The sequence below is a fragment of the Gryllotalpicola sp. genome (assembly GCF_027352875.1).
Taxonomy (GTDB): domain Bacteria; phylum Actinomycetota; class Actinomycetes; order Actinomycetales; family Microbacteriaceae; genus Gryllotalpicola.
This window is the reverse complement of sequence record NZ_DAIEII010000010.1, coordinates 1-26027: the sequence shown is the minus strand read 5'-3', so window position 1 is coordinate 26027 and position 26027 is coordinate 1. Positions and strand designations below refer to the sequence as shown.

The window sequence follows — 26027 nt, the reverse complement described above, 5'->3', positions numbered from 1 at the left end:
GACGAGGAGCGTCAGTTCGCTGACGTTCACTGCACCGCCCGGGTCGCGCCTCGCAGCGGCTTCGCCACCGGAACCACGTTGAAGACGACCGTGGTGTGGCCGAGGGTGATGGTGTCGCCGGGGTTGAGCACGGTCGGCTGGGTGAGCGCTCGGCCGTTGAGGCTGGTGCCGTTCGTCGATCCGAGATCGCGCACCTGCGCGCGCCGGCCGTCCCAGCCGATCTCGATGTGGCGGCGCGAGATGCTGCCGTCGTCGACCGTGATGTCGGACTCCGAGCCGCGGCCGATGACGGTGCGCGCGTGCGCGATCTGGTGCCGTCGGCCGCCGATGTCGATGGCGGGCGCCCACGACACTTCGCCCCGGTCGGTGACGGAGGCCACCTCGACGATGCCGGTGGTGAGCTGGGGGTCCTTGACGAGCTCGATCTGCAGGGCACCCGCGAACTGGTAGCGCTGCCGCTTGGCATGATGCTGCACGGCCGCTTCGAGTTCGTCGATGAGGGCTGGGCCGAGTTGCCTCATGCGGTCGTAATCCTCGGGGGCGAGGGTGATGGTGAAGGCGTTGGGCGCGAGGATGCGGTCGCGACTGACGACCGCGGCCTTGGTGTCGAGCTCCTTGCGCAGGGCGCCGGAGAGCTCGACGGGCTGGACGCCCGAGCGGAAGGTCTTGGCGAACGCGCCGTTCACGGCGCGCTCGAGACCGCGCTCGAAACTGTCAAGAATGCCCAAAAGTGTGCTCCTTGCACGTCGCCGTCGGGGGTACGGGGCTGCTTGCATGGTAACGGGCCGCCCTGATGGGGCCCTGGAGGCGGCCGGTCCGGGCCCGCGCGGCCCCCGGTGCGGGGTTGGGTGCCGGTCGGCGCGCCGTGCTAGCCTCGTCCGGTTGGTTCCGCGTGCGGAGCCGGCATGCGCGAGTGGCGGAATAGGCAGACGCGCACGGTTCAGGTCCGTGTGCCCGTGAGGGCGTGGGGGTTCAACTCCCCCCTCGCGCACTACAACAATTGATGACGCGATCCATCGACAACCCAGTTATCGAGCTCTCAGCCCGGAGGTCCGCGGTGCCCACCCGCCTCATGGCATTCGATCTGGACGACACGCTAGCCCCATCGAAGTCGCCGCTCCCGGAGCGGATGGCAGGGCTCATCGTGCGCCTTCTCGAGCGCATCCCCGTCGGCATCATCTCGGGCGGCCAGTTCAGCCAGTTCCGCACCCAGGTGATCGATCGCCTGGATGCCCCGGCCGCCGTGCTCGAGAACCTCTACCTCATGCCGGTGACCGGCACGCGCTACTACCGCTTCGCGGATGGCGAGTGGCACGAACAATATTCGGAGGACCTCACGCCCGAGCAGCGCCGCGCTGCCCTTGACGCACTCGAGGAGGTGGCGAAGGGCCTCGGCTACTGGGAGTCCGACACCTATGGCCCGGTGCTCGAGGACCGCGGCTCGCAGATCACCTTCAGTGCGTTCGGCCAGGCCGCGCCGCCCGACATCAAGGCGGCCTGGGACCCGACGGACGAGAAGAAGAACCGTCTGCGCGAGGCCGTGCAGGCGAAGCTGCCGGGCCTCTCGGTGCGCTCCGGCGGCTCGACGTCGATCGATATCACTCGCGAGGGCATCGACAAGGCGTACGGCATGCGCAAGCTCGTCGAGGTGACGGGGATCCCCCTCGACGACATGCTGTTCGTCGGCGACCGTCTCGACCCGCACGGCAACGACTACCCCGTCAAGGCGATGGGGGCGCGTACGCATGCCGTGCGCGGCTGGGAGGACACCGCCGACTACCTCGAGCGGCTGCTCGCGGACGGGCTGGTCTGACGCGGCTGCCTGCTCAGGCGCGCAGGCTCTCGATCTTGAGACCGAGCTCGACGTTGGACGGCTCGACCTGATGCGTGCCGTCGGGGAAGACGATGACGGGGATGCTCTTGCGCCCGCTGATCGCCTCGGCGCGGGGCGCGGCGCCCTCGATGGCGTCGACGTCGATGAAGTCCCACTCGACGCCGCTCGTGTCGAGGACGACCTTGGCTCGGTTGCAGTCGCTGCACCAGGTCGCGCCGAACATGGTGATCCTGTCGAAGGTCTCAGGGGCGATCTCACTCATGCTTCGACCCTAAAGGCTCTCGATGAGAGTGCGGTAGAAGACCTCGCCGGCGACGAGCGACGACACCGTGACGCGCTCGTCGACACCGTGTACCGAGCGCAGCTCGCCCGGGTCGAGGTGCAGCGGGGCGAAGCGGTAGGTGTGCTCCGGCGTGTAGCGGTGGAAGTGCCGGGCATCCGAGGCCGCGAGCATGATGTAGGGGGCCACGAGCACCCCGGGGTAGGCGGCGTCGATCGCCCGCTCGATGAGAGCGAACTGCTCCGCGTCGGTGCGGGATTCCGGCGACGGCTCGCTCGCCTCGACGACGTGCAGCTCGATCTCGGGATCGTCGACCGCTCTGCGCAGGATGGCGAGCGACGCGGCAACCGACGACCCGGTGGCGATGCGGATGTTGAGCATCGCGCTCGCCGTCGACGGGATCACGTTGGGCGCGGTGCCGCCGCCGAGCATGGTCGTGACGAGCGTGGTGTGCACCATGGCGGCTGGCTCGTTGCCGAGGCGTGAGAAGACGTGGGCGGCGAGCGTGGGCACGGCGAGCAGCAGGCTCAACCGGCGCCGGCCTGAGGCGGTGGCGCGGGTGCGGTAGCGCCGCAGCATCTCCCGGCCGGTGTCGTTGAGCCGGTCGGGGAAGGGGTTGCGGGTCAACCGCGCGACGGCGCGGGCGATCCGGTCGGTCGCGGTGAGGTCGTTGGCGGGGGTGCTGGCGTGGCCGGCGACGCCGGTGGCGCGCAGTTCGACGCTGAGGATGCCCTTCTCGCCGACGCCGACCTGGGCGGCGGGCTCGGGAACCATGGGCATGACGCCTTCGACGATGGCGCCGCCCTCGTCGAGGACGATCCAGGGTCGGATGCCGCGCGCATGCAGCAGGTCGGCGATGGTCTTGGCGCCGCCGCCGTAGGTCTCCTCGTCGCCGCCGAAGGAGAGATAGATGTCGCGCGGCGGGGTGAACCCGCGCTGCAGGAGATTCTCGACCGCGTCGAGCAGCACGACGAGCGCGCCTTTGTCGTCGATGGCGCCGCGGCCGTAGACGATGCCGCCGCTGATGGCGCCGCCGAAGGCGTCGAACGACCAGATGTCGTCGGGGTCGACGGGCACGACGTCGAAGTGCGCCATGAGCACAGCCGGTCGAGTCGCCGCGGAAGCCGGTGCGTCGAGGCCGGCGCGCCAGTGGTAGAGGAGGCCCAGTTCCCCGACCCGTTCCAACTCGAGCCGCTCGTGCACGAGGGGGTACAGCTCACGCAGCAGCCTGGGGAAGGCGGCGAGCTCGGCATCCTCGCCCGTGACGGTCTTGGCCCGGATCATCCGCGCCAGCCGCTCCTCGATGCCCGCACGAACGGACGCCTCAGCCATGCCCTGAGCCTAACTAGCGGATAAGCCGTGCTCGTGGTGCGCGCCGTCAGCGCCGCTGGCGTGCCGTCAGGGCGAGCGCGTCGGTCCGACCGTCTCGGCAATTCGCTCAATGACCTCAACCACGTCCTCGTGCTCCCAGCAGCGGACGACCTCCCAGCCAGCGGCCTCCAACGCGGCGGTGTCGCTGCGGTCCCGCTCGACGTTGCGCGCGAGTTTGGGCAGCCAGTAGTCGGAGTGGGTCTTCGGACTTGTGCCGTGGACCGGGCACTGGTGCCAAAAGCAGCCGTCGATGAAGATCGCAACCTTGCGGTTGGTGAATGCGATGTCGACATGCGTCCCCGCCGGCGGAACCGCTCGGTAGTCGACGCGGAATCGATAGCCAAGCGCGTGCAGCGCCCTACGGATCAAGAGCTCGGGCTTCGTATCGCGACGCCGGTTCCCGAGCATCGACTTCCGAGTTCCCTCGTTCGACGCCCACGACATACCAGCAGGCTACGTGTCGCGGCTACCTCTGTGGTCGGGGAGCTTCGGGGCAGTCACGGTCGGATCGGAATCCTCCGCAACACGCCACAGGCGTCCATCGAGTTCCACCGAATACGGATCGGCCTCATCCGCCAGGGCAATCCGCGCGCTGACGAACTGGCCGGCGCCGGGCACAGGAAGCCCGAGCTGCGCTGCAACTTCGCGGTGCGTGCTGTAGTCCCCGCCGATGACGAGGATGCCCTCTCTTGCAAGCGCGGTCTTCGATCCTCCATTTGCACGAGCGCGCTTCATGTAGTCGTCCTGCTGGGCAACCGTTGCGACGGCCGCGCGGTCGATCACGCGCCGCTGGATCAGCCGGAACATCTCGTTGAGCCGTTGCTGGCCGGACTTCTTGGCAAAGATACGACTCTGGTCTTCGGGAACGGCGTGCAGGAGCACGTTCTCTGCCATGGGGGCTCCGAAGTGGAGCCAGCGGATATGCGAGCGGCCTCCGGTGCTGATTCCGGTCTTCCCGTCGCGATTCACGGATTCGCGCAGGATTGCCGGCACAGCGCGAACAACGCCCATCGCCCACTCGGAGTTCTCGTCGCTGGCGTGGCAGACGAGCAGAATCTGATTGACGCCTTCGGGTGGAACCATCCAACCGCCGAAAGATTGCGAGTATTTGCAGTCAACGTCGAGACCCGCGATCCGATAGTCGAGAAGCCTGCCGTCGCCAACGACATCTGCAAAGGCATTACGTAGGTTGATTTCGATGACTGTGCCGAAGTAGGTCCGCTCGGTCTTGGTCAGCTGATCCCATCTGTAGCGACCCGTGTGCTGGCCGTCGTAGATCTGGTCGAAGCTACGTCGGAAGACCTTTGCTGCACGTCGGCCGTCCGGATCGGCGGCGAGGAGGGTGTCGAAGACCGCCCCCGCCCCCGAGTCCTCGGAGCCTGCCGCAACGTCGCCTGTCACATGGCCGAGGTTATCGGCCAGCAGTTGAGCTCAAGTGCCGGTGTCATGAAGCTGCGCGCCCACCGGCGCCCAGTCGGGACAGGAGCGGAACCACCGTCTGCTCATCGCGCCCGAGCGTCTTCCCTGCAAGTGCCTTCTGAATCCGTCGGCCGACCGCCTCTGCGACCGGTGGCGGGAACGCGTTGCCAATCTGCCGGTATGCGGCGGTCTTGCGCCCGGCGAAGTTCCACTCTGCAGGAAAGCCCTGAACGCGTGCCGCCATCTGGAGAGTCAGACGTGGGGTGTGGTCAACCGGGGTTTCGGCGTCCGGTGGGGCGTCGGCGATGCCCCTGCCATCGACACCGAGTTCGAGCCACGCCGCCCGAGCTCGAGTGGGGCCGAGGTCGGCGCCGCCGTGCCTCTTGCTCCCGCCGACGAGTGTCGGGGCCACACGATTCGCGCGGACTGCCCAGGAGTCAGCTCCTCGCCAGCCGTTCGCGGCCATAAAGGGGTGCAGCGCCTCTCCAACCGTGGTCGTGCGATCGCTATGGAGGCCCCAGGCGAACTTCTTGAAGTGCCGACGTCGCATCGCGACGAGGAGGAAGCGTGGGCGAAGCTGCGGAACACCGTAGGAAGCGGCCTCGATCAGCTTCCAGTCTGCGTCATAGCCCAGCGCGTCGAGCTCGTGCAGGATCGACTCCCTATACGTAGAGAATCGGGTCGATGCGAGGCCCTTTACATTCTCAAGAAGCACCGCGGTCGGCCTAGCCTCGCGCACCAGCCGCAGCGCCTCCGGGAACAGGTCACGTTCGTCGTCCTGGCCCAGCTGCTTTCCGGCGACGCTGAACGGGGGGCAAGGTACGCCGCCTGCGAGAAGATCAATGCCCCGGAACTTCCGCCCATCGATCTCGCGAACGTCGCCCTCGTGCACGTTCAAGTTTGGACGATTCAGGCGAAGCGTTGCCGCAGCCCACGGGTCGATCTCGACGGCTAGCTCGTGAGCAAATCCGGCTCGCTCGATGCCCGAGAACTGTCCTCCGGCACCGGCGCAGATCTCGAGACTGGTCAGTTGATCGGTCACGGGGTTCTCCTCGCTTGGTCGAATCTATCTTCGGATACCGAAAGCCATAATGCCGTGCGCCACCGACACCGTGTCTTGGAGAAGAAGGCTTGGCGGATGCGGCTCGTGCCGACAAGTATCGGAGAGCGCTGAACGCGGCTGCGCTGATGGCTGGTGTGGGTCCGAAAGGGGCTGACCCGCCTTCAGCACCATGCGATGACCGCGCACCGCCGGGCGGTCGGGATCGGCCCAGTCGAGGGAGCCGATGACGGCGAGGCCGATCCAGAGGAGCTCGTCGTGGTCGGTGCTCCGGGTGGGGAATCCGTCGACGGGCTCGACCTCGTAGACGGCGAGGTCGATCGTGCCGGTCGTCTCGCGCACGATCAGGCGGCCGACCGCGACCGCGACCCCGAGCTCCTCGTGCAGCTCGCGGGCGAGGGCGTCCTGCGACGACTCGCCCGGCTCGACCTTGCCACCGGGGAACTCCCACTTGCCCGCGGCCGTCGTGTGCGGCGCGCGCCGGCAGGCGAGCACCCGCGTGCCGTCGAGGAAGACGCCCGCGACGACCTCGACGGGCGCGGTCACACGATCACCTCGAGGACGACGGCCGCGGTCGAGCCGGCGGACAGCGCGTTGGCATCCCGCACCTGCTTCTTGATCGGCAGGATGTATGTCGACTCGCTCGGGAAGATCGAGGTCAGCCACGTCACCGGCCCGACAGTGACGCGCACCTTCACCGAACCGAAGCCCTTCGGCGGCAGGGGGATGACGCTGATCTCGTCGGCGATCGCTTCGGGCAGCGACACGAAATGCCACTGCGAATCGGCACGCCAGCGCCAGAGGCCGGCCTCGAACGAGAACTGCACCCGCCAAGTCTGCGACCTCGGTCGCCATCGCAGGCCCCGCCCGCAGTCGACCGGCGCACGGTCGTGCCGTGCGCGCCGCCCCGGCACGCGAGGCCTAGCGTGCCAGGAGGCGGCGCCGGCCGTATCAGCCGCGCCGAGCCTTCTCGGCCTCCGCCAGCAGCAGCGCCGCGCAGAAGCCGCGAAGGCCCGCCTCGAGGTCTTCGATCGGCGGAAAGCTGGGCGCGATGCGGATCACCGCATCGTCCGGGTCGTTGCCGTACGGATGGGTCGCCCCGGCCGGCGTGATCGCGATGCCGGCCTCCTTCGCGAGCTCGACCGCGCGCTGCGCCACCCCCTGCGAGGCGAACAGCGTGAGGAAGTAGCCGCCCTTCGGTGTCGTCCAGCGGCCGACGCCGTGGGGGGCGAGCTGCTCCCGGAACACCTCGTCGACCTTGTCGAACTTCGGAGCGAGCAGGGCACGATGCTCGGCCATGAGAGCCTCGACGCCGGCCGCATCCCTGAGGAACTGCACGTGCCTGAGCTGGTTGAGCTTGTCCGGCCCGATCGACTGCGTCATCTGGCAGTCGAGCCACCAGGCGACGTTCGCCGGCGAACCGCCGAGGAACGCGACGCCCGCACTCGGGAAGGTGATCTTCGAGGTCGATGCGAACACGAGCACTCGATCGGGGTTCCCGGCCTCCGCCGCCAGCGACAGGATGTCGATGACGGGCGGCCTCGCGTCGGTGAGGTGGTGCACGAAGTAGGCGTTGTCCCACATGATGCGGAAATCGGGCGCCGCCTCGAGCGAGACGAGAGCGCGGGCGACGTCCTCCGAGTAGATCGCGCCGGTCGGGTTCGAGTACGTCGGCACGCACCAGATGCCCTTGATCGTGGGGTCCTCGGCGATGGCTTTGCGGACGGCCGCGATATCGGGGCCGTCGTCGTTGAGGGGCACTGCGCGCAGCCGGAATCCCAACTTCTCGGTCACCGCGAAGTGGCGGTCGTAGCCCGGCACCGGACAGAGGAACGTCACCGTCTCCTCCTTTGCCCACGGCCGGATGGCTCCCGGCACCCCATGGAGCAGCGCGAAGGCGATGACGTCGTGCATGATCGTGAGGCTCGACGACCCGAGCGCGAGCAGCTGCACCGCCGGAATGCCGAGGATGCCGCCGAACAGCTCGCGCAGCTCGAGCAGGCCCTGCGTGTTGCCGTAGTTGCGGGTGTCGGCGCCGCTGCGATCGATGTAGGCGTCACCGGGCAGACTGAGCAGCGCATTGCTGAGATCGAGCTGCTCGGCCGAGGGCTTGCCGCGCGTGAGATCGAGCTTCAGGCCCCGCGCCTTGAGGGCGTCGTAGGAGGCCTGGAACTCGGGGAGGAGAGCGGCGAGGTTCACCCCTCAATCGTAGTTTGGGCGGCGGCTACGCTGAGGCTGTGCCCGATGTCGTCCTGCGCCTCAGCGGCGTCGACGTCATCCGCGATGAGCGGCCGATCCTCGCGGGCGTCGACCTCGAGGTCCGCCAGGGCGAGCACTGGGCGCTCATCGGCGCGAACGGCGCCGGCAAGTCGACGATGCTGGCGCTGCTCGCGGCGCAGCAGTTCCCTTCGGCGGGCACGGTGACCGTGCTCGGCATGACGCTCGGCCGCGTCGAGCTGCGCGGGCTGCGGTCGCGCATCGGCCATGTCGACCCCCGGCACCGGCTCATGAATCCGCTCACCGTCCGCGAGGTGGTGTGGACGGGCGGCACGGGAGGCGCCGAGCTGCCGATGCGCTGGTCGCCGTCGGATGCCGAGCGCGAGCGTGCCGACTGGCTCATCGGCGTCGTCGGGCTCAGGCGCCTCGCCGACAAGCCCTGGCCGACGCTGTCGCAGGGCGAGCGCGGGCGCACGCTCGTCGCACGGGCGCTGCAGAGCGATCCGGAGATCCTGCTGCTCGACGAGCCGACGACGGGGCTCGACATCCCCGCGCGCGAAGGACTGCTCGACATCCTCGACCAGCTGCGGGCGGAGCACCCCGCGCTCGCCTCCGTGCTCGTCACGCACCACCTCGAGGACCTGCCCGCTTCGACCAGCCACGCCGCACTGCTGCGCGAGGGCGCGATCACGGCATCCGGCGCGGTCGACAGGGTGCTGACGAGCGCCAACCTCAGCGCAGCTCTCGACTACCCGCTCATCGTCGCGCGCGTCGGCGGCCGGTGGTCGGTGCGCAGCGGTCGGCACCCCAATATTCCGGAAACGGAATAGAGCGCCTCAGAGCGCGAGCCCGAGTGCGTAGCCGGCCGCGGCACATCCTGTCGCGATGAGGAGCACCGCGACGGAGTTGACGAGGGCGGCACCCCAGGCGCGGCGCGTGACGAGCTCGGCGGTCTCGACCATCGCGGTCGAGAAGGTGGTGTAGCCGCCCAGGAAGCCGGTGCCGGCGACGAGCCGCCACTCCTCGGGCAGCACGCCGGCGGCGGCGAGTCCGAAGAGGAATCCGAGCAGCAGCGAGCCGCTGAGGTTGATGACGTTCGTCGCCCACGGGATCGCCGTCGTCAACCGCGCCCGCAGGGTCTCATTGACGACGAAGCGCGTCACCGCGCCGAGACCGCCCGAGACGGCGATGAGCAGAGCCAGGAGCCCGCCGCTCACCGCGCCTCGTCCGGTCGCCGGCGGCGCATGCTCGCGGCGACCCGGATGCCGGCGAGCGCCGCCAGCACACCGAGCACGAGGGACGCCGCGCCGTACAGCAGGGCGGTTCCAAGATCGGTGCGGGACGCCTCTTCGAAGGCGAGCGTCGAGTACGTGGTGAATCCGCCGAGGAATCCTGGCCCGAAGAACCAGCGCACCTCGCGGCGTTCCGGATTGTCGGGGCGATGCACCGAGAGAAGCTCCAGGAGAAACCCGAGGAGGAACGCGCCGACGACGTTGACGGCGAACGTCGCCCACGGCCAGCCCGCGCCGGGGAGCGCGAGCGAGACGCCGTAGCGGGCCAGGGTGCCCAGTGCGCCGCCCGCGAACACGAGCCCGAGCGCGACCGGAGGGAGCAGCGCCCTGCTAGCCATTCGCGGGCGGGGAGGGCGGCGCGGGCGGTTGCGGGAGCCGGTCGCGAACGTCCTGGGTCATGGGGTCGACGATGTCGTCGAAGTCGTGGTGGCGCTCCAGCCAGGTGCGGACGTAGGGGCAGACGGCGACGACGCGCATGCCCTGCGCGCGCGCGTCGGTCAGCGCCGCGGCGACGAGCTGCGACGCGAGGCCCTGGCCCTCGAACTCCGGCGTGATCGTGGTGTGGAGGAACACGCGCGTCCGGTCGACGTCGGCGTACTGGGCGTCGCCCGCGTCGACGCCGTCGACGCTGATGACGTAGCTGCTCTCGGCCGCCTCCGGCCGGACCGCGATCTCGCTCATATCGAAAGCGTAGGCCGCGACGCGGCTACGCCGCCCAAACCGACTGGCCGAGCAGCAGGCCCCGTAGCTGATCGGTCGAATGCACGACTGCCATCGCACCGACCGCTTCGGCGGGCGATCCGTACCCCCACTCGACCATGATGGTCGGCACCTCGTTCTCGAGGGCGCCCCTGACGTCGTACGACCGGTCGCCGACCATGATCGGCCCGCTCACGTCGACGCCGTTCGCGGCGAGCTGCTCGAGCGTGTACGCGACGACGTCGGCCTTGAGCGATCGGGTCTCGTCCTCGCTTGCGGCCCCGACGAACGTGAAGTACTTCGCGAGGTCGAAGTGCTCGAGCACGCGAGCGGCCCGCGACAGCGGCTTGCTCGTCGCCAGGGCGAGGGGCACGCCGATTGCGTTGAGGTCGGCGAGCAGCCCGACGATGCCCGGGAACACGGCGTTGTCGACGATGTCCGACTCGACCGAGATCTCGCGGTAGATCTCGAGCGCGCGCTCGGCGGTGGCGTCGTCGAGGCCGCCGTGCACGCGCAGCGTGTCGTACAGCGGCGGGCCGACGTACTTCATGAGGTCGTCGGGCGCGTGCGTGCCGAGGCCCATCTCCTCGAAGGTGCGCGCGAGCGACCGGGTGATGCCCGGCGCGGAGTCGACAAGGGTTCCATCGAGATCGAACAGCACGCAGCTCCAGCTGCGCATGACCTCGGGTGCAGCGATAGTCATAACCGGCCGATAATATCCGACACCGGCTGGTCGACCGAAACCGGGTCGATCGTTCAGAACAGCGTCGGGACGCCCGAGTCGACGCCCTTCATGGCGTCGTAGTCGAGGACGACGCAGCGGATGCCGCGATCCTCGGCGAGAGTGCGCGCCTGTGGCTTGATCTCCTGCGCCGCGAACACTCCGGTCACCGGCGCGAGCAGCGGGTCGCGGTTCATGAGCTCGAGGTAGCGGGTGAGCTGCTCGACGCCGTCGATGTCGCCGCGGCGTTTGAGCTCGACGGCGACGCTGCGGCCCGCCGGGTCGCGCGCGAGGATGTCGACCGGGCCGATCGCCGTCATATACTCGCGCCGCACCAGCGTGTGCCCGTCGCCGAGCAGCTCGATCTGCTCGGCGAGCAACTGCTGCAGGTGCGCCTCGACCCCGTCCTTCTGAAGTCCCGGGTCGATGCCGAGATCGTGCGCGGAGTCGTGGACGATCTCGTGGATCGACACAGTGAGGGTGTCGTCCGTCTTCTGGTGCGTCACGCGCCAGAGGGCGAGGATGCCGGCATCCTGCTGCTCGGCGGAGGGTTCGACCTCGCTGAGTGTGCACGGCGGGCTCATCCAGTTGAGTGCCTTGGTATTGTTCCCGTCCGAGTGGACGATGACGGTGCCGTCGGCCTTCACGATGAGAAGTCGGGTCGCGACGGGTAGGTGAGCACTCAATCTGCCCGCATAATCAACGGAACAGCGGGCGATGACGAGTCTCACCGTTCCACGGTACCGGGACGCGTGCGGCCGTTTCGTCAGGCCTTCCGGACCGAGTACACGAGTCGCGTGAACTGGCCGACCGCGCGCGCGGATTCCAGTCGCAGTCGACCCGGTCCGAAGGCCTGTGCCGAGGGCGGCGGCGAGCCCCAGAACCCCGCGGTCGACCGGACTGCCGCGCACGAATCGATTCTTCTGGTTCCGGACCCCGCCCTATAGTTACGACAACCGCCCGAAGGAGGCGTTACGTGACCGAATCGCCGCGCCCCACGCTCGCCGCCGTCGCGGCCCGCGCCGGGGTCAGCGCCTCGACGGCGTCGCTCGCGTTCAGCGGCACCGGGCCGGTCTCGGACGCGACCCGCGACAAGGTGCTCGCCGCCGCCCGCGAGCTCGGCTACGCCGGCCCCGACCCCCTCGCCCGCTCACTGCGCCGCGGCCGCTCGGGCATCGTCGGCGTCTACCTCGAGCCGAGCATCGCTGCCGCGTTCACCGACCCGGTGCGCATCCTCATGCTCGATGGCCTGTCCGAGGCGGTCGACGAGGTCGGCGCCTCTCTACTTCTGATCACCGGGCCTGCCGGGCTCAGCGCGGCGCCGCTCGACGCCGCGGTACTCCTCAACCACAGCCCGGCGCTCGACGCGCCGCTGTCGGCGCTGCGCTCGCGCGGGATGCCGGTCGTCGGCGTCGAGGCGGCGGCGCGCGTCGACGGGCTCGTGCGCATCGACCAGGACAACCGGGCTGCGACGGCCCTCGGCGCCCGACATCTCTACCAGCTCGGCCACCGGCGGGTCGCGGTCGCGGCGCTGGCGGTCGACAGTGCGCGCGAACCGGGGCCGGTCACCGCCGAGCGCCGTGCGGCGGCGACGTACTTGCCCTTCATCGAGCGCTACCAGGGCGTGCGCGACGTGTTCCCCGACGCTCCTGCCTACGCGGCCCGGTCGAGCGCGGTCGACGAGGGCAAGGCGGTGGGCCTGGCGTTGCTCGACGTGCCGAGCGCGGTGCGCCCGACGGCGATCATCGCGCAGAGCGACCTGCTCGCCTGGGGTGTGATCCGCGCCGCGGAATCCCTCGGGCTGCGCGTTCCGGCCGACGTGTCGGTTCTCGGCTTCGACGGCGTGCGCATCGAGGGGCCGGTGGGCCACGACCTCACGACCCTCGTCCAGCCTGCGGTGGAGAAGGGGCGCGCGGCCGGCCAGGCCATCATTCGCCTGCTGCGCGGCGAGCGGGTCGAGTCGCAGGTCTTCCCCAGCGAGTTCCACGAGGGCAACACGACCGGCCCCGTCGGCCCCGCCTAGGCTTGAGGCATGGCAGTCTCCGGCATCGAACTCGACCAGCTCGACCCCGCGGTCCGCGCACCGGACGACCTCTACCGCCACGTCAACGGCAGATGGCTGACCACCACCGAGATCCCCGCCGACAAGGCGCGCTGGGGGTCGTTCAACGTCCTCGCTGAGGAGGCCGAGAAGGCCGTCCGCGAGATCGTCGAGTCGACGACGGACGCCGCGCCCGGCAGCGACGAGCAGAAGTACGCCGACCTCTACGCGAGCTTCATGGCCGCCGACCGGGTCAATGCGCTCGGGGCCGCCCCGCTCGGCGGCGACCTTGCCGCGATCGCCGCGATCGAGTCGATGACCGGATTGCTGGAGACGATCGGCCGCCTCGAGCGCGCCGGGGTCGGCGGCTTCTACCAGACCTTCGTCGAGGGCGATCCGGGCCGGCCGGGCACCTACGTCGCCTTCCTCGAGCAGGGCGGGCTGGGGCTCCCCGACGAGGAGTACTACCGCGCGGAATCCTTCGCGGAGATCCGCACCGCCTACCTCGCCCACCTCGGGAGGATGCTCGCGCTCGCCGGTCTCGACGATGCCGCGGCCCGGGCGAAGCGCGTCTTCGACCTCGAGACCGCGATCGCCTCGCACCACTGGGACAAGGTGCGCAACCGCGACATGGTCGCGACCTACAACTCGTTCTCGTGGTCCGAGCTCACGGCGCTGGCGCCGGCACTCGACCTCGAGACCTGGCGAGCCGCCCTCGGGGCGCCGGAGGCCGCATTCGCGCAGGTCGTCGTGCGCCAGCCGAGCTTCAGCGAGGGCATCCAATCGCTCTTCGTCGACGAGCAGCTGCCCGCCTGGAAGGACTGGCTCGCCTGGCAGCTCGTCCACGCCCGCGCCGGCTACCTCAGCGACGAATTCGTCGGCGAGAACTTCGACTTCTACGGCAAGACCCTTTCCGGCACGCCGGAACTGCGCGAGCGCTGGAAGCGCGGCGTCAGCCTCGTCGAAGGCGCCCTCGGCGAGGCCGTCGGGCGCGACTACGTCACCCGCCACTACCCGCCCGCGGCCAAGGCCCAGATGGACGAGCTCGTCGGCCGACTCATCGAGGCGTACCGCCTGAGCATCGAGGCACTCGACTGGATGGGGCCCGAGACCCGCGCAAAGGCCCTCGACAAGCTCGCGAAGTTCACGCCGATGATCGGCCACCCCGTGAAGTGGCGCGACTACTCGGCCCTCCGGATCGACCCCGAAGACCTGCTCGGCAACGTCGCCGCGGTGACGCTCTTCGAGTTCAACCGGCAGCTCGGTCGCGTGGGCCGACCGGTCGACAAGGAGGAGTGGGAGATGACCCCGCAGACGGTCAACGCCTACTACCACCCGTTCTACAACGTCATCGTCTTCCCCGCGGCCATCCTGCAACCGCCGTTCTTCGACCCGAACCGCGACGCCGCGGCGAACTACGGCGCGATCGGCGCCGTCATCGGCCACGAGATCGGCCACGGCTTCGACGACCAGGGCTCGCAGTTCGACGGCGACGGCAAGCTCGAGAACTGGTGGACGGATGCCGACCGCGAGGCCTTCGAGGTGCGCACCCGCGCTCTCATCGCGCAGTACGACGCACTCGTTCCCGCGCAGCTCGTCGGCACCGAATACCACGTCAACGGCGCCATGACCATCGGCGAGAACATCGGCGACCTCGGCGGCCTCGGCATCGCCTGGCAGGCGTACCTGCTCTCGCTCGGCGGCGAGGAGCCGCCGGTGATCGACGGCCTCACCGGCGCGCAGCGCTTCTTCCTCTCGTGGGCGCAGGCGTGGCGCGAGAAGCGACGGGATGCCGAGCAGATCCGCCTGCTCACGATCGACCCGCACTCGCCGACCGAGTTCCGCTGCAACCAGATCGTGCGCAACATCGATGCGTACTACGACGCCTTCGAAGTGGCGGAGAGCGACGCGCTCTTCCTGCCCGCGCCCGACCGCGTCACCATCTGGTGAACCGGCCGCCGCGCTCGGCGGCGGCCGCGTTGGCGACCAGGGCCCCTCGGTAGGATTGCAGATTATGGCTGAATCCCGCCTCGACTCCGTCATCGCGCTCGCTCAGAACCGGGGATTCGTCTTCCAGTCCGGCGAGATCTACGGCGGGACCCGCTCGGCGTGGGACTACGGTCCCCTCGGCGTGGAGCTCAAGGAGAACATCAAGCGCCAGTGGTGGCGGACGTTCGTCCAGGGGCGCGGCGACATGGTCGGCCTCGACTCGGCCGTCATCCTGCCGACGCCGGTGTGGTCGGCATCCGGTCACGTCGCGACGTTCAATGACCCGCTCACCGAGTCGCTGACGACGCACAGGCGCTACCGCGCCGACCATCTCTTCGAGGAGTACGAGCGCGTCAACGGCCATCCGCCGGTGAACGGCCTCGACGACATCCCCGACCCCGAGAACCCCAAGATCGTCGGCAAGTGGACGCCGATCCGCCAGTTCTCGGGCATGCTCAAGACGTACCTCGGCGTCATCGAGGACGAATCCGGATTGCACTACCTGCGCCCCGAGACCGCACAGGGCATCTTCGTCAACTTCGCCAACGTGCTGCAGACGAGCCGCAAGAAGCCGCCCTTCGGCATCGGCCAGATCGGCAAGGCGTTCCGCAACGAGATCACGCCGGGCAATTTCATCTTCCGCACCCGCGAGTTCGAGCAGATGGAGATCGAGTTCTTCACCCCGCCCGCGGACGCCCCCGCCTGGTTCGAGCGCTGGGTCGACGACTGCGAGAGATGGTTCCTCGACCTGGGCCTGCGCGCGGAGGACCTGCGTCGCTACGAGGTGCCGGATGGCGACCGTGCGCACTACAGCGACCGCACCATCGACATCGAGTACCGGTTCGGATTCGCCGGCGACGAGTGGGGGGAGCTCATGGGCATCGCCAACCGCACCGATTTCGACCTCATCAACCACACCCGCGACTCGGGCAAAGACCTCTCGTACTTCGACCCCACGACGAACGAGCGCTGGGTGCCCTACGTCATCGAGCCGTCCTTCGGCCTCACCCGCTCGCTCATGGCCTTCCTCCTCTCGGCGTATGACGAGGAGGAGGTCACCACTGCCAAGGGCGAGACCGAGACCCGCACCGTGCTGCGCCTCGACGCACGTCTCGCGCCGTACAAGGTCGCCGTGCTGCCGCTGTCGAAGAAGGACACGCTCACGCCGCTCGCCGCCGAGATCGCGGATTCCCTCCGCGCGGTGTGGAGCATCGACTACGACGAGACGCAGGCCATCGGCCGCCGCTACCGCCGTCAGGACGAGATCGGGACCCCGTACTGCGTCACGGTCGACTTCGACTCGCTCGAGGACGGCGCGGTGACGGTGCGCGATCGCGACACCATGGCGCAGGACCGCGTGCCGATCACCGAGCTGCTGGCGTACCTCGCCGCCCGCCTCATCGGCGCGTAGGCGGCCGGTAGCCCGGGCACGCCGGCGAGGTCGGGCGATCGGCCGCCGCCCGCGCAGCGAACCTGCCGGGAGCTGACCCCTATGCGGCTCGGGCAGCCCATTCGCTTTCGGTAATGGCGTAGATCGCCACGTCATGCCATTCGTCGGCAACGAGTTCGCGCTCTTTGAGCACGGCCTCCTGCCGCATTCCGAGGACGCTGCAGAGCCGCCCGGACGCCTCGTTGCGGGTGTCGAGCTCGGCGTAGACGCGATGCGCGCCGAGCTTCGTGAACACGATCTCGAGCACCTTCTGCGCCGCCTCGGTCGCAAGACCGCGCCCGTGGATGGCGGGGTGGAACACCCAGCCGATCTCGAACTGCTTGTTGCGCAGGCTCTTGGCGAAGACGCTCACGTCGCCGATCTCCGCGCCCTGCTCGCCGTCGGGCGTTGCGAACTCGACGCGCCACACGAAGCCGTCGCCCTGCCGGGTGATGTGGCTGAGGGCGAGGCGCTTGCGCACGCTCCTGCTGTCGGCCTCGTCGTCGTGGTCGCGCACCTCCCAGCGGAGGTACTTCGTGACGGTGCGCGAGCGCGCGAGCGGGCTGTGCGCCTCCGTCACCTCGTCGAGGGTCATGGGCACGAGCGCGAGGCGTTCGGTCGAGAGGGTCTCGACCTCGTACGGGATCGGAATGGACTCGGTGATCGGCGCCGACATGACCTCGGTCTCCCCTCCGCGGCGCCAGGTGCGGCCCGCTTGGGGAAAGCATAGGCGGTCTAGGAGACGGCTTCCGCCGCGCCCGATTCCTCGCCGCCGGCGCCTCGATCGGCGCTCGCCGGGCCCTCTGGGGGCGTGACCCCGAACACCGCGCGCAGGCCCTCGACGAAGTCGTCGGCTCTTCCAGCGCGGGCGAGTTCGCGGGCCAGAACGCTCGGGTCGTGGAGCAGTACGCCCGCGAAATGGCGCAGTGCGCGCTCGATGTCTGCTGCGCTCTCACGATGCCGGTGGCGCTCGACCTCGGCATCCACCAGCGAGAGGATGCGCTCGCGCAACGCGACCAGCGCGGGCTCGACGTCGCGCTCGGCCGCCTTGGCAGCGAACTCGGTGGCGGCATCGCCGACGATCCCGCGGGCGTCGTCGGTGGCCTGGAGCTCGTCGAGCGGCGCGTGCAACGAGATCGTCGCGAGGTCGAGCAGGGTGACGCCGGCGAGCTCGTCGACGGCGGCGTCGACATTGCGCGGCAGGCCGAGGTCGATGACGAGCAGCGGCCGGGTGCGCCCGGCAATGGCCTCGCGCGCGGCGTCGACGCCGATGACGAGGCCGGGCGCGACGGTGCACGCGATGACGAGATCGGCGTCGTGCAGCGCCGCTGCGAGGTCGTCGACATGCGCGACGTCGTGCTTGAGCGCGAACTGGGCGCCGCGCTGCGTGCGCGAGAACACGGCGATGTCGGCGGCCCCGTGCGCCCGCACGGCGGCGAGGCTCACGGCGGCGTACTGGCCGGTTCCGACGAGCACGACCTTGGCGCTCGCCCAGTCGGCGATGTGACCCTGACTGAGCTCGAGCGCGAGGTGCACCATCGAGCGGCCGGCGGTCGTGAGGCCGGTGGTGTTCTTGACCTGGCGGCTGGCGCGGGACGCGTCGTCGAAGAGGCGCTCGAGGCCGCGGGTCGTCGTGCCCGCCTGGCGCGCCTTGGCGAGCGCGCGGCGCACCTGGCCGGCGATCTCACCCTCGCCGACCACGACCGATTCCAGGCCGGAGGACACGGCGAAGAGGTGCTGGGGCACGGCGTCGTGCGCGATCACCGCGGCGTGCTGGGCGAGGTCGGCGGACTCGACGTGCGCGGCGTCGGCGACGCGCTCGAGCAGGGTCGCGGAATCCGCCCCGTCGTCGACGTCGAGGTAGGCCTCGAAGCGGTTGCAGGTGGCGAGCACCACTGCGCCGGTCACGCCGGGGGCGGCGAGCAGTGCGGATTCGATCGGAGAGGCGCTGCGCTCGAGCTGTTCGAGGAGGTCGAACGACGCATTGCGATGGCTCGACGAGAATCCCAGAAGCACGGTATTAAAGGGTACGCCCGGCATCCCTCAGGAATTGCCTGGAAGAATCGTCGAGTGATCGCTGCCCTGACCGTCCCCCGGCTCATCCAGGCCTACCGCGGAGTTCGGCCGCCGGTCACCCCGGTGTGGTTCATGCGCCAGGCCGGGCGCTCGCTGCCCGAGTACCGCGAACTGCGGCTCGGCAATTCGATGCTCGACGCCTGCCTCGATCCGGCGCTCGCGGCCGAGATCACCCTGCAGCCGGTGCGTCGCCACGGCGTCGACGCCGCCATCTTCTTCAGCGACATCGTCGTGCCACTGCTGCTCGCGGGCGTCGACGTGCAGATCGTCGCCGGGCGCGGGCCGGTGTTCGCGAAGCCGGTGCGGGATGCCGCGGCGGTGGCGGCTCTCCCGTCGCCGGCGGTGCTCGCCGGCACCGTGCTCGATCCGATCCGCGAGGGCGTGCGCCGCACCGTCGAGGGACTGCGCGGCATCGGCGACGGCCTGGCCCCGCTGATCGGGTTCGCCGGGGCGCCCTTCACGCTCGCCGCCTACCTCGTCGAGGGCGGGCCGTCGAAGGAGCATCTCGCCGCCCGCGCGCTCATGCACGCCGACCCTGAGGCGTGGTCGGCGCTGATGGAGTGGTGCGCCGATGTCACCGGGGCCTTCCTGCGCGCGCAGGTGCTCGACGGGGCGTCGGCCGTGCAGCTCTTCGACTCGTGGGCGGGTTCGCTGTCACTGGCCGACTACACCCGATTCGTCGCGCCGGCATCGGCGAGGGCGCTCGCGCACGTCGCGGACCTCGACGTGCCGAAGGTGCACTTCGGTGTCGGAACGGGCGAGCTGCTCGCCGCGATGCGGGACGTCGGAGCCGACGTCGTCGGCGTCGACTGGCGGATTCCACTCGACGAGGCCTCTCGCCGCCTCGGCGGTGCCACCCCCGTGCAGGGCAACATCGACCCCGCGCTGCTCGCCGCCCCCTGGCCGGTACTCGAAGCGCATGTGCTCGATGTCATCCAGCGGGGCAAGGCGGCTCCGGCGCACGTCCTCAACCTCGGGCACGGCGTGCCGCCGGAGACGGATCCGGCCGTGCTCACCCGGATCGTCGAGCTGGTGCACGCGCTGTGATCGCGACACTGGACGAGCGCCTCGCCGAGAACCCGATGCGCGTCGCCATCGTCGGCGGCGGTGTGGGCGGTCTCGTCGCCGCGCGCGAGCTCGCCCGGCCCGGCATCGAGGTGACGCTCTACGAGGCGGGAGGCCGTCTCGGCGGCTCGGTCGCCCCGCTTGCCGTCGCAGGCGTGACGGTGGATGCCGGCGCCGAGAGCTTCGCGACGCGCGGCGGTCACGTCGCCGCACTCCTCGCCGAACTCGGCCTCACCGCCGACATCGTCGAGCCCAACGCGGCGGGCGCGTGGCTGCAGCTGCCCGGCAGGGCGGTGCCGATGCCGAAGGCTGGGATGCTCGGCGTCCCGTCGTCGCCGCTCGCGGCCGATGTCGTCGCCGCGATCGGGTGGCGAGCGGCGCTGCGCGCCTACCTCGATCGGATCAAGCCCCTGCTCACGATCGGCCGCGAGCACAACCTCGGCGCACTGGTGCGCAGGCGCATGGGCCGCGCGGTGCTCGACAACCTCGTCGCACCCGTCACCACCGGGGTGTACTCGGCGCCGCCCGAACTCATCGACGTCGACATCGCCTTACCCGGGCTCAACGGCGCGCTGACGCGCACGGGATCGCTCTCGGGTGCCGTCGCGGCGTTGCGCAGCGGCGGGCCGTCGAAGGCGGGCTCGGCCGTCGGCGGCATCCGGGGCGGGATGCACCGCCTCGTCGTCGCTCTTGCCGCCGACGCCGAGGCCCGCGGGGCGGTCATCGAACTGAACCGGGAGGCCGTCGCCCTGTCCTGCGCCGACGCGGTTGCGATGAAGCAGGCTGGAGGCAGCGACCCCGACGTCGATCACCCGGCGGAGCCGGGCCGTCAAACGCCGCGACTCGTCGTGAGCTTCGCCGATGGCACCTCAGCAGAGGTCGACGCGGTCCTGCTCGACGTGCCGTCGGCCGCGGCGCTGCCGCTGCTCGCCGGCCTGTCGCCGGACCTCGCCGCGAGCTGCGCGCTCGACTGGCCCGAGGCGACGAGCGTCGAGCTCGTCACGCTCGTCCTCGATTCGCCCGCGCTCGACTCCTTCCCGCGCGGAACGGGGCTGCTCGTTTCGGACCGGGTGGCTCCGGCGTTCTGCACGGCCAAGGCCGCCACGCACATCACCGCGAAATGGACGTGGGCGCGCGAGGGTCTGCCGGCCGGGCGCCACATCGTCCGCCTGTCCTACGGCCGCGCCGGCAGGTCGTCGGAGACTGCGCGTTGGAGCGACTCCGAACTGCGCGAGCGTGCGATCCGGGACGTGTCGTCGCTTTTCAATATTCCGCTCGCGGAATCGAATGTGGTCGACTTCGCGCGGGTGCAGTGGACGAATGCGCAGCCCCTCGCAGGGATCGGGCAGCGCGACCGGCTCACGGCATTGGAGGGAGCCATCCGGGGGGTCGAGGGCGTCGAGGCGACCGGATCGTGGATCGCGGGCACCGGGCTCGCCTCGGTGATTCCTCATTCCAGGGATGCGGCGGCGCGGCTTCGAGCCTTACGCTGGAAGGAACTCGCCGAGTAGTCAGGGCACCACCGGAGAGTCGGAGGGATTCCATGAAGGGCAAGCTGATCTTCGCCGCCGGTCTCGGCATCGGCTATCTGCTCGGCGCGCGCGCCGGGCGCAAGCGCTACGACCAGATCGTCGCCGTCGCCACGAAGGTGTGGGAGACTCCCGCGATCCAGACTCAGGTGCACAAGGTCGAGGACTTCGCCGCTGAGCAGGTCGGTAATATTCCGGGTGCGGTATTCAGCGGCGTCAGCACGCTGTTCGGCAAGACCGCCAAGGCCGCAGCGCGTCGTCGGACGACCGCTCGGCCGGCCGCGGCGCCGACTGAGCCCCCTGCTGCGCCGGCCGAGGGTGCAGGTGGCTGACATGAAGCGCACCTCGCTCCTCGAGCTGCTGCAGGAGCTGCCCCAGCTCGTCTCGACACTGGTGCGCGCCGAGTTCGACCGCCTCAAGCGCGAGATCATCCGCAAGGCCAAGCGTGCCGGCATCGGAATCGGCTTCTTCGCCGGAGCCGTCGCGATCCTGCTGCTCGTGCTGCCCGTGCTGATCGTCGCCGCCATCCTCGGCATCGCGGTCGCGCTGCCGGCTTGGGCGGCGGCGCTCATCGTCGCCGGCGGCATGCTCATCGTCGCCGCGGTTCTCGCCTTCCTCGGCATCCGCGCGTTCCGGCGCATGGCCGAACCGCTCGAGACGCCCGGCAGCGTGGAGCGCGACATCGATGCCGTGAGAGGGGTGGGCGACTATGACTTCTGACCCGTACCAGGACAGCGACCCCGAGGTCGCCCGCGCCCGCGCGGAACTCGTCGACGCCCTTCAGGCGATCGAGGCGAAGATCAACGTTCCGAAGCGGGCCAGGGCGGCCCGCGAGGCGAATCCGGTGAAGTTCGGCGCTGTCGTTGCGGGACTGGGCCTCGCCGCGAGCGGCATTCTCGCGCTCCTCGTGGTCGCGGCGGTCAAGCGCCGCTGACGGCGACCGCACTTGCTACGCGGCGCGTTGGCCGAGCGCCCGTTCCTTCCACGAGACGATCAGGGCTTCGAGCTGCGTGTTGGAGATATCGGCCGGATGGCTCGCCAACGCCTCGGCGAACTCCGCGCGCTCCGGGCGCGAGAGGTTCTTCGTCCACGGGAAGGCCAGGAGCATCTGATCGTCGCCGCTCAGGTGCTCGACGAATTCGACCTTCTTGCGCCGACGCGGCTTGCGGGCCGGCGTGGTGATGCGCTCAGTAGTCATAGTGAAAGGCGTAACGCCCCGGAGGGTGGTTTTATGCCGCGGCGTCCGCGGATTTCGCGGATGCCGCGCGGCGCGCGAAACTGGAAGCCATGAGCGACACGGTCGGCACCCCTGCGGCCTCCGACGCTCAGCCGACCGTGGCTGCCGCGCCTGCGCAGCCGGACGGTTACACCCTCTGGGTGGTGTTGCGCCGCGACCCGGCGTACCCGGCTGAGATCGAAGCAGGAACGAAGAAACTCGAAAAGGTCATCGCCGACGCGGCGAACGACGACGTGACCCTCCGCGGGTTCTACGACGTCTCAGGGTTGCGCGCCGACGCCGACCTCATGTTCTGGATCCACGGCCCGAGCCCTGAGAAGCTGCAGGAGGTCGCGCGCGCCATCCGACGAACCAAGCTGCTGCACACTCTGCTGCCGACGTGGTCGGCGCTCGGCGTGCACCGCGCCGCCGAGTTCAACAAGGCGCACATTCCAGGCTTCCTGCGCGGCGTCGAGGCGAAGCGGTGGCTCACGGTCTACCCCTTCAACCGCAGCTATGACTGGTACATCCTGCCGGAAGAGGACCGCAGCCGGATGCTCGCCGATCACGGTCGCCGCGGCGCCGCGTTCAAGGGAGTCACCGCGAACACGGTCGCTGCGTTCGCGCTCGGCGACTACGAGTGGCTGTTGCCCATGGAGGCGGACGAGCTCAGCGATCTCGTCGACATGATGCGCGACCTGCGCTACACCGAGGCGCGCCTCCATGTGCGGGAAGAGACCCCGTTCTTCACCGGTCGGCGCATCCAGTTCCACGAGATCGCCGAGGTGATCGCGTGACGCGGTTCGACGCGATCCTGCTGTCGAGCTTCGGGGGGCCGGAAGGCCAGGACGACGTCATCCCGTTCCTCCGCAACGTCACCGCCGGGCGCGGCGTGCCCGACGAGCGGCTCGAGGCGGTGGCGCACCACTATCGGCACTTCGGCGGCGTGAGTCCGATCAACGAGCAGAACCGCCGGCTCAAGACGGCCCTCGAGGTCGAGCTCACCCGGCGCGGCATCGATCTGCCGGTGTATTGGGGCAACCGCAACTGGGCGCCCTACTTCGCCGATGTCGTGGCGGAGGCCGCCGCGAACGGCCACACCCGTCTGCTCGCCCTCGTCACCAGCGCGTACACGAGCTACTCGGGGGTCGACCAGTACCGCGAGGACTTCGAGAAGGCCCTTGCGGCGAACGGCCTCGCCGAGAGCGCCTCGATCGATCGCATCCGCGAGTACTTCGACCACCCTGGTTTCGTCGCCCCTCTCCTCGAGGGCGTCGAGGATGCCGTGTCGTCGCTCGTGTCCGAGGGCATCGCCCCCGAGGCGATCCACGTCCTCTTCTCGACCCATTCGATCCCCCTGACCGCGGCTCAGGCGTCCGGCCCGGAGTTCGGCGAGGGCGGCGCGTACGTCGCGCAGCACCTCGCCGTGGCGAGGGTCATCGCCGACGAGGCGGCACCCGGCATCCCCTGGTCTCTCGTCTACCAGTCGCGCTCGGGCGACCCGCGCACGCCGTGGCTCGAGCCCGACATCAGCGATGCTCTAGACGACCTCGCCGCCGCCGGGCAGGCGAAAGCCGTCGTCATCGTGCCCTTCGGCTTCGTCAGCGATCACATGGAGGTGCTCTGGGACCTCGACAACGAGGCGACCGAGGCCGCCAAGGGCCACGGTTTCGCGGTGCGCCGCGTGCCGACCTCAGGCACGCACCCCGCGTTCGTCGCGGGCCTCGTCGACCTCGTCGAGGAGCGCCTGAACGATGTGCCGCGGTCCGCGCGACCGCACCTCACCGGCCTCGGCCCGTGGCCGGACCACGCCGCCGTCGGTGCGCACCCCGCCGTCTCCAAGTCTGTGGCGCCGGCAGGCTTCTGATGGTCGCGTCGCTGCGGGTCGGATCGCGCGGCAGCGCCCTCGCCCTCGCTCAGACGACGCAGATCGCAGCGGAGCTCTCGAAGGCATCCGGCCTCGACGTCGAACTCGTCACGGTCACGACCCACGGCGACACCTCGAACGCCTCGCTCGCGAACCTCGGCGGCACCGGGGTGTTCGCCACCGCGCTGCGCGAGGCGCTGGCGAGGGGCGAGGTCGACGTTATCGTCCACTCGCTCAAGGACCTCCCTACCGCCCAGTACCCTGGCGCAGCGCTCGCGGCCGTGCCGCGTCGGGCCGATGCGCGCGACGTGCTCGCCGCGCGCGACGGCCTCACCCTGGCCGGATTGCCCGCAGGCGCCCGCGTCGGCACTGGCTCGCCTCGCCGCTCCGCCCAGCTCAGGGCGGTCCGACCGGATCTGAACGTCCTCGACATCCGCGGCAACGTCGACAGCCGCCTCGGCAGGGTCGCCGCGGGCGAGCTCGATGCCGTCATCCTCGCCGCTGCCGGCCTCGACCGCCTCGGCCGCGCCGAGGTCGTCACCGACCGGTTCGACCTCGGCGACTGGCCGACGGCGCCGGGGCAGGGTGCCCTCGCCCTCGAGGTGCGCTCCGACAACGCATCCGCCGCGTTGGCCGCAGCGCTCGCCGCCGTCGACCACGCGACGACCCGCGCGGTCGTCGCGGCTGAGCGTGCGGTGCTCGCCGGCCTGGAGGCGGGCTGCGCGGCCCCCATCGCGGCGAGCGCGCTCGTCGACGGCGGCATGCTGTTCCTCACCGCGACGGTGTTCGCGCTCGACGGCTCGGCGACGCTGACGAGCTCGCACGCAGCCGTGCTCGACTCGAACGCGCCGCGCGACCTGCTCGCCGCCGCCGCCGAGGTCGCCGAGCGCGCTGTGGCGGAACTGCTGGACGGGGGCGCGGCGGATCTCGTGCCGCTCGGCGGCGGAGCCGAACCGGGACGGACGCCGTGACGTTCGACGCGGTGTCCGCCAAGCCGCTGGCCGGATGGCGGGTGCTCGTGCCCCGCGGCGGTCCGTGGGGCGACTCGGTCGCGGCCGACCTCCGGGCACGCGGCGCGGCGCCGATCATCGCGCCCATGATCAACTTCGCGCCGTCGGCCGACACGGCGGGTCTGCTCGAGGCCATCCGCCGGCTCGGCGAAGGCCGCTACGACTGGCTCACCGTGACGAGCGCGACCACGGTGGACGTGCTGTCGTCGTATGGCGCCGTCATTCCGGCATCCACTCGTGTCGCCGCCGTCGGTGAGACCACGGCGGCAGCGCTCGCCGCCGCCGGGTACCGTGCCGATATCGTGCCGAGCGAAGACAACTCGGCGCGCGGCCTCCTCGGGGAATGGACGACCGCGACGGCCGGCGCGGCCGACCTGAGAGTGCTCACCCTGCGCAGCGAGATCGCGAAACCCATCCTCACCGAGGGGCTCAAGCGCCTCGGCCACCGGGTCGACTCCGTCGTCGCGTATCGCACTGTCGGGGTGCCGGTGGCGGATTCCGTCGTCGCGGCGGTGCGCGCGGGTGCGATCTCCGCCATCCTCGTCACCTCCGGGTCCGTCGCCGAGCAGATGCAGTTGCAGCTCAGCCCGATCCCCGAGGCGACCCTCGTCGCCGCGATCGGCCCCCAGACCGCGAAAGATGCCGAGCGGTTGGGCCTTCGTGTCGACCTCATCGCAGCCGAGCGCTCGGCGGCGTCGCTCATCGCCGCGCTCGTCGCGCGCGCCGCCCCCGGCTGAGGTGCAGGCACTCAGGATCGTGCGCGCGCGCAACTAGGCTGATTGGTCGTGACCGAGTTCCCCGTCATCCGCCCGAGGCGGCTGCGTACGAGCCCCGCGATGCGCCGCCTCGTCGCCGAGACGCGCGTCCATGCTGCCGAGCTCATCCTGCCGATGTTCATCCGCGAAGGCGCGG

Annotated in this window: 31 protein-coding genes, 1 tRNA gene and 1 pseudogene; 16 read left to right on the top strand and 17 right to left on the bottom strand. The window is 70.2% G+C overall.

Annotated features, from left to right (window positions below; all coding sequences use genetic code 11):
- Positions 1-26: 26 nt before the first annotated feature.
- Positions 27-728 (bottom strand): DUF3662 and FHA domain-containing protein, encoded by a 702-nt coding sequence (locus tag M7D61_RS01895; protein WP_298227026.1) that lies wholly within the window; start codon positions 726-728, stop codon positions 27-29.
- A gap of 179 nt (positions 729-907) precedes the next feature.
- Here M7D61_RS01895 and M7D61_RS01890 point away from each other — a divergent pair.
- A tRNA-Leu gene (locus tag M7D61_RS01890) sits at positions 908-991 on the top strand.
- Between the two features lie 81 nt (positions 992-1072).
- Entirely contained in the window at positions 1073-1813 is a 741-nt protein-coding gene (locus tag M7D61_RS01885) for an HAD-IIB family hydrolase (protein WP_298227030.1), read from the top strand.
- A gap of 13 nt (positions 1814-1826) precedes the next feature.
- Here M7D61_RS01885 and M7D61_RS01880 read toward each other — a convergent pair whose 3' ends face one another.
- From M7D61_RS01880 to M7D61_RS01845, 8 genes are all read right to left on the bottom strand, one after another.
- Positions 1827-2096 (bottom strand): glutaredoxin family protein, encoded by a 270-nt coding sequence (locus M7D61_RS01880; RefSeq protein WP_298227024.1) that lies wholly within the window; start codon positions 2094-2096, stop codon positions 1827-1829.
- Positions 2097-2105: 9 nt separating this feature from the next.
- Entirely contained in the window at positions 2106-3446 is a 1341-nt protein-coding gene (locus M7D61_RS01875; RefSeq protein ID WP_298227022.1) for a M20/M25/M40 family metallo-hydrolase, read from the bottom strand.
- Between the two features lie 66 nt (positions 3447-3512).
- Positions 3513-3929, bottom strand: a complete 417-nt coding sequence (locus M7D61_RS01870; protein ID WP_298227020.1) for a very short patch repair endonuclease — start codon at positions 3927-3929, stop codon at positions 3513-3515.
- Between the two features lie 9 nt (positions 3930-3938).
- The gene (locus tag M7D61_RS01865; protein WP_298227018.1) at positions 3939-4886 is read right to left on the bottom strand and encodes a NaeI family type II restriction endonuclease; all 948 of its coding nucleotides are present in this window, start codon (positions 4884-4886) and stop codon (positions 3939-3941) included.
- A 43-nt stretch (positions 4887-4929) separates the two neighbouring features.
- A complete protein-coding gene (locus tag M7D61_RS01860) occupies positions 4930-5946 on the bottom strand; it encodes a DNA cytosine methyltransferase (RefSeq protein ID WP_298227016.1) in 1017 nt (338 codons plus the stop codon).
- 24 nt (positions 5947-5970) lie between these two features.
- Positions 5971-6510 carry a (deoxy)nucleoside triphosphate pyrophosphohydrolase gene (locus M7D61_RS01855; RefSeq protein WP_298227014.1) on the bottom strand — a complete coding sequence of 180 codons (540 nt, stop codon included), beginning with the start codon at positions 6508-6510 and terminating at the stop codon, positions 5971-5973.
- On the bottom strand, positions 6507-6791 hold the full coding sequence (locus tag M7D61_RS01850) for a DUF1905 domain-containing protein (protein WP_298227013.1): 285 nt from the start codon (positions 6789-6791) through the stop codon (positions 6507-6509). Before M7D61_RS01850 ends, M7D61_RS01855 begins: the two co-directional genes overlap by 4 nt.
- A 124-nt stretch (positions 6792-6915) precedes the next feature.
- Entirely contained in the window at positions 6916-8163 is a 1248-nt protein-coding gene (locus M7D61_RS01845; protein WP_298227011.1) for an aminotransferase class I/II-fold pyridoxal phosphate-dependent enzyme, read from the bottom strand.
- Positions 8164-8201: 38 nt separating this feature from the next.
- On the opposite strand from M7D61_RS01845, the gene M7D61_RS01840 reads away from it, so the two are divergent.
- Complete coding sequence (locus M7D61_RS01840) at positions 8202-9011, top strand: ATP-binding cassette domain-containing protein (RefSeq protein ID WP_298227009.1); 810 nt, start codon at positions 8202-8204, stop codon at positions 9009-9011.
- Positions 9012-9017: 6 nt separating this feature from the next.
- Here the strand turns inward: M7D61_RS01840 and M7D61_RS01835 are convergent, their stop codons facing one another.
- From M7D61_RS01835 to nucS, 5 genes are read right to left on the bottom strand one after another with little or no spacing between them, the layout of a single operon-like run.
- The gene (locus M7D61_RS01835) at positions 9018-9398 is read right to left on the bottom strand and encodes a CrcB family protein (RefSeq protein WP_298227008.1); all 381 of its coding nucleotides are present in this window, start codon (positions 9396-9398) and stop codon (positions 9018-9020) included.
- Positions 9395-9811, bottom strand: coding sequence for a CrcB family protein (locus M7D61_RS01830; RefSeq protein ID WP_298227006.1), 417 nt, complete (start codon positions 9809-9811; stop codon positions 9395-9397). The genes M7D61_RS01835 and M7D61_RS01830 overlap by 4 nt, the downstream gene beginning before the upstream one ends.
- Positions 9804-10154, bottom strand: coding sequence for a GNAT family N-acetyltransferase (locus M7D61_RS01825; RefSeq protein ID WP_298227004.1), 351 nt, complete (start codon positions 10152-10154; stop codon positions 9804-9806). The genes M7D61_RS01830 and M7D61_RS01825 overlap by 8 nt, the downstream gene beginning before the upstream one ends.
- A gap of 25 nt (positions 10155-10179) precedes the next feature.
- Positions 10180-10875 carry an HAD hydrolase-like protein gene (locus M7D61_RS01820; RefSeq protein ID WP_298227002.1) on the bottom strand — a complete coding sequence of 232 codons (696 nt, stop codon included), beginning with the start codon at positions 10873-10875 and terminating at the stop codon, positions 10180-10182.
- A gap of 53 nt (positions 10876-10928) precedes the next feature.
- Complete coding sequence (gene nucS, locus M7D61_RS01815) at positions 10929-11624, bottom strand: endonuclease NucS (RefSeq protein ID WP_298227000.1); 696 nt, start codon at positions 11622-11624, stop codon at positions 10929-10931.
- A 245-nt stretch (positions 11625-11869) separates the two neighbouring features.
- On the opposite strand from nucS, the gene M7D61_RS01810 reads away from it, so the two are divergent.
- From M7D61_RS01810 to M7D61_RS01800, 3 genes are all read left to right on the top strand, one after another.
- The gene (locus M7D61_RS01810; protein ID WP_298226998.1) at positions 11870-12916 is read left to right on the top strand and encodes a LacI family DNA-binding transcriptional regulator; all 1047 of its coding nucleotides are present in this window, start codon (positions 11870-11872) and stop codon (positions 12914-12916) included.
- A gap of 9 nt (positions 12917-12925) precedes the next feature.
- Entirely contained in the window at positions 12926-14884 is a 1959-nt protein-coding gene (locus M7D61_RS01805) for a M13-type metalloendopeptidase (RefSeq protein ID WP_298226996.1), read from the top strand.
- Between the two features lie 64 nt (positions 14885-14948).
- Positions 14949-16334 carry a glycine--tRNA ligase gene (locus M7D61_RS01800; RefSeq protein ID WP_298226994.1) on the top strand — a complete coding sequence of 462 codons (1386 nt, stop codon included), beginning with the start codon at positions 14949-14951 and terminating at the stop codon, positions 16332-16334.
- A gap of 79 nt (positions 16335-16413) precedes the next feature.
- On the opposite strand, the gene M7D61_RS01795 is transcribed toward M7D61_RS01800, so the two are convergent.
- Together M7D61_RS01795 and M7D61_RS01790 are read right to left on the bottom strand one after the other, a co-directional pair.
- Positions 16414-17028, bottom strand: a complete 615-nt coding sequence (locus M7D61_RS01795) for a GNAT family protein (protein WP_298226993.1) — start codon at positions 17026-17028, stop codon at positions 16414-16416.
- Between the two features lie 59 nt (positions 17029-17087).
- Positions 17088-18368 (bottom strand): glutamyl-tRNA reductase, encoded by a 1281-nt coding sequence (locus tag M7D61_RS01790; RefSeq protein ID WP_298226992.1) that lies wholly within the window; start codon positions 18366-18368, stop codon positions 17088-17090.
- Positions 18369-18422: 54 nt separating this feature from the next.
- Between M7D61_RS01790 and hemE the strand changes: the two genes are divergently transcribed.
- Genes hemE through M7D61_RS01765 form a run of 5 tightly spaced genes read left to right on the top strand, consistent with a single transcriptional unit; the run spans position 18423 to position 21956 of the window.
- Positions 18423-19475, top strand: coding sequence for a uroporphyrinogen decarboxylase (gene hemE, locus M7D61_RS01785; protein WP_298226990.1), 1053 nt, complete (start codon positions 18423-18425; stop codon positions 19473-19475).
- Complete coding sequence (locus tag M7D61_RS01780; RefSeq protein WP_298226988.1) at positions 19472-21004, top strand: FAD-dependent oxidoreductase; 1533 nt, start codon at positions 19472-19474, stop codon at positions 21002-21004. Before hemE ends, M7D61_RS01780 begins: the two co-directional genes overlap by 4 nt.
- Positions 21005-21036: 32 nt before the next feature.
- Entirely contained in the window at positions 21037-21354 is a 318-nt protein-coding gene (locus M7D61_RS01775) for a hypothetical protein (RefSeq protein ID WP_298226986.1), read from the top strand.
- Position 21355: 1 nt separating this feature from the next.
- The gene (locus M7D61_RS01770) at positions 21356-21742 is read left to right on the top strand and encodes a phage holin family protein (RefSeq protein ID WP_298227028.1); all 387 of its coding nucleotides are present in this window, start codon (positions 21356-21358) and stop codon (positions 21740-21742) included.
- The gene (locus M7D61_RS01765) at positions 21732-21956 is read left to right on the top strand and encodes a hypothetical protein (RefSeq protein ID WP_298226984.1); all 225 of its coding nucleotides are present in this window, start codon (positions 21732-21734) and stop codon (positions 21954-21956) included. Before M7D61_RS01770 ends, M7D61_RS01765 begins: the two co-directional genes overlap by 11 nt.
- 15 nt (positions 21957-21971) lie before the next feature.
- On the opposite strand, the gene M7D61_RS01760 is transcribed toward M7D61_RS01765, so the two are convergent.
- Positions 21972-22220, bottom strand: a complete 249-nt coding sequence (locus M7D61_RS01760; protein ID WP_298226982.1) for a hypothetical protein — start codon at positions 22218-22220, stop codon at positions 21972-21974.
- 89 nt (positions 22221-22309) lie between these two features.
- Between M7D61_RS01760 and hemQ the strand changes: the two genes are divergently transcribed.
- The 5 genes and pseudogenes from hemQ to M7D61_RS01735 all read left to right on the top strand — a co-directional run.
- Positions 22310-23035: a hydrogen peroxide-dependent heme synthase gene (gene hemQ, locus M7D61_RS01755; RefSeq protein WP_298226980.1), complete on the top strand. Its 726-nt coding sequence runs from the start codon at positions 22310-22312 to the stop codon at positions 23033-23035.
- Complete coding sequence (locus M7D61_RS01750; protein ID WP_298226978.1) at positions 23032-24105, top strand: ferrochelatase; 1074 nt, start codon at positions 23032-23034, stop codon at positions 24103-24105. The genes hemQ and M7D61_RS01750 overlap by 4 nt, the downstream gene beginning before the upstream one ends.
- Positions 24105-25076 carry a hydroxymethylbilane synthase gene (hemC, locus tag M7D61_RS01745; RefSeq protein WP_298226976.1) on the top strand — a complete coding sequence of 324 codons (972 nt, stop codon included), beginning with the start codon at positions 24105-24107 and terminating at the stop codon, positions 25074-25076. Before M7D61_RS01750 ends, hemC begins: the two co-directional genes overlap by 1 nt.
- A complete protein-coding gene (locus M7D61_RS01740) occupies positions 25073-25852 on the top strand; it encodes a uroporphyrinogen-III synthase (protein ID WP_298226974.1) in 780 nt (259 codons plus the stop codon). Before hemC ends, M7D61_RS01740 begins: the two co-directional genes overlap by 4 nt.
- Positions 25853-25900: 48 nt before the next feature.
- Positions 25901-26027, top strand: a pseudogene (locus M7D61_RS01735) (porphobilinogen synthase); the annotation flags it as partial.